This is a genomic window from bacterium, assembly GCA_030654305.1.
GTDB lineage: Bacteria > Krumholzibacteriota > Krumholzibacteriia > LZORAL124-64-63 > LZORAL124-64-63 > PNOJ01.
In genome coordinates, this window is record JAURXS010000103.1 from 1 (window position 1) to 2,087 (window position 2,087).

Sequence of the window (2,087 nt, forward strand, 5' to 3'; positions counted from 1 at the left end):
CGAACTCGGGACGCCAGGCCGTCTGGCGGTAGGGTTCCTTGACAAACCCGGGGACAGGACGTAACGTCCTGGTCCGCGGCGCCTCAGGGCGCCGCCGTCGGGGCGGGCCCCGGCGCCGGACGTCTTGCGGATGACACGGCAGCCGGAGGGCTAGTCCTAACTGGTAAGGCAGCGGTCTTGAAAACCGCCGGGAGCGATCCCCTGGGGGTTCGAATCCCCCGCCCTCCGCCAGGATCACAGGCGGGAGAGGTTGCCGAGTGGCTTAAGGCGCACGCCTGCTAAGCGTGTGTGGGGAAACTCACCGAGGGTTCGAATCCCTCCCTCTCCGCCAGACCCCTGTTGGCGCGCCCATAGCTCAACTGGACAGAGCATCTGACTACGGATTAGAAGGTTGGGGGTTCGAATCCTCCTGGGCGTACCACCTCGAAGGCCCCGCCGCACTGAAGCGGCGGGGCCTTCGTCTTGCCGCCCGTCGGCGCCGCGCTCAGTCCTCGACGACGGCCGTGCGCGCCAGCTCCGCGAAGCTCACGCCCTTCAGCCCGCCGATCTCCAGCGCCATGCGTTCGATCTCGCCCGGCGTGCCGCGCAGCACGATGGTCTCGAGGCAGTGGTCGTGGTCCAGGTGCACGTGCTGCGTGCAGAGGATGTGGACGAACTGGTTGTGCTGGACCCGGTGGAGCTTGTCGGTGAGGCCGCGGCGGTGGTGGTCGTAGACGATGGTCAGCGCGCCGTGCACCTCGGTGGCGGCGCCGGCCCAGGCCTCCTCGACCAGGCGGGCGCGGATCAGGTCGCGCACGAATTCCGAGCGCGACTCGTAGCCGCGGCCGACGATGCGCCGGTCCAGCGATTCGAGCAGCGAGGCGGGCAGCGACACGGTGAAGCGGATGGTCTCTTGCCTGGCCATGTCCCTAGTCCCAATCGTGGGTGTGGTCGTGCCGGTGCTCGCGGCCGCCGTGGCGGTGGCGGTGCCCGTGCACGAGGTTCGCGCGGCGCAGCAGGTCCAGGTCGCCGGCCAGCCCGTCCGCCCCGCCGTCGTGCAGCAGCGTGTGGTCCTCGCCCAGCACGAGGCAGCGCGGGCCCAGCTCCGGCGCCAGCGACAGGTTGTGCGTGGTCACCAGCAGAGTCTGGTCGAGGTCCTGCAGGAAGTCCACCAGCCATCCCGTCGAGCGGGGGTCCAGCGCGGCGGTGGGTTCGTCCAGCAGCAGCAGCCGCGGCTCGAGCACCAGCAGCGACGCCAGGCAGACCATCTGCTTCTGGCCCGCGCTGAGCGTCCACGGCGCGCGGTCCAGCAGCTCCGCGACGCCCAGGGCCTTCGCCCAGCGGACGACCCTGGCTTCCGCGTCGCCCAGGCCGTGCTGGCGCGGCCCGAAGGCGATCTCGTCGCGGACGGTCGGGTTGAAGAGCATGGCGTCGCTGCGCTGGAAGAGCAGCCCGACCTCGGCGCGGAAGCGGCGGCGGAACGCCGCGTCGCGCAGCGCCGCCGCGTCGACGGGGCGGCCGTCGTAGCGGTACCCGCCGGACAGCGGGTGCACCAGCCCGGCGAGGATCTTCAGCAGCGTCGATTTCCCGCAGCCGTTGCAGCCGAGCAGCACGGCCTTCTCGCCGGCCCCGAGGCGGAACGAGACGTCGCGCAGGGTCGCGGCGCCGTCGTAGGCGTGGTCCAGACGTTCAACGTCGATCAAGGAAGAACCCCCGTGCGTCCAGGGCCTGGGCGATCTCGACGGCGTCGTGCTCGGCCCGCCGCAGGAACCAGGCGCCGGCCGCCGCGCCGTGGCGCAGCGAGGCGGCCGTCGAGACCCGGCGCGGTGAGCGGCTGCGCAGGGCCAGCCGGAAGTCCGCGTGGAGCCGGCGGAACGTCAGCACCTGGCTGACGGTCAGCACCAGCGCGAAGCGCAGCGTCCGCGAGAAGCCCAGCGCGCGCTGCAGGTCGAGGCGGGCGGCCAGCGCGAAGGTCAGGCAGGTCATCAGCAGCACGCGCAGGTTCAGCCGCAGCAGCGCGGCGCCGGCCGGGCGCTGCTCCCACCACGATGCCGCCAGCCAGCCCAGCGAGACCGCCGCGGCGAACGGGGCCGCGGCGCGCGCCGCCC

Annotated in this window: 3 protein-coding genes and 3 tRNA genes; 3 read left to right on the top strand and 3 right to left on the bottom strand. The window is 72.3% G+C overall.

The annotated features are described in order from the left end of the window. The first annotated feature begins 144 nt into the window (after nucleotides 1-144). The 3 genes from Q7W29_02805 to Q7W29_02815 all read left to right on the top strand — a co-directional run bounded on the left by Q7W29_02805 (nucleotide 145) and on the right by Q7W29_02815 (nucleotide 421). Nucleotides 145-231, top strand: a tRNA-Ser gene (locus tag Q7W29_02805). Between the two features lie 12 nt (nucleotides 232-243). Further along, nucleotides 244-331: transfer RNA gene (locus Q7W29_02810), tRNA-Ser, on the top strand. A 13-nt stretch (nucleotides 332-344) separates the two neighbouring features. After that, nucleotides 345-421 (top strand) — tRNA-Arg (locus tag Q7W29_02815). 63 nt (nucleotides 422-484) lie between these two features. Here the strand turns inward: Q7W29_02815 and nikR are convergent. The 3 genes from nikR to Q7W29_02830 form a co-directional block, all read right to left on the bottom strand. Then, entirely contained in the window at nucleotides 485-904 is a 420-nt protein-coding gene (gene nikR, locus Q7W29_02820; protein ID MDO9170741.1) for a nickel-responsive transcriptional regulator NikR, read from the bottom strand. A gap of 4 nt (nucleotides 905-908) precedes the next feature. Continuing rightward, nucleotides 909-1,682: an ABC transporter ATP-binding protein gene (locus tag Q7W29_02825; GenBank protein ID MDO9170742.1), complete on the bottom strand. Its 774-nt coding sequence runs from the start codon at nucleotides 1,680-1,682 to the stop codon at nucleotides 909-911. Then, on the bottom strand, nucleotides 1,669-2,087 hold a 419-nt coding region (locus Q7W29_02830; GenBank protein ID MDO9170743.1), incomplete at its 5' end, for an ABC transporter permease. The genes Q7W29_02825 and Q7W29_02830, both read right to left, overlap by 14 nt.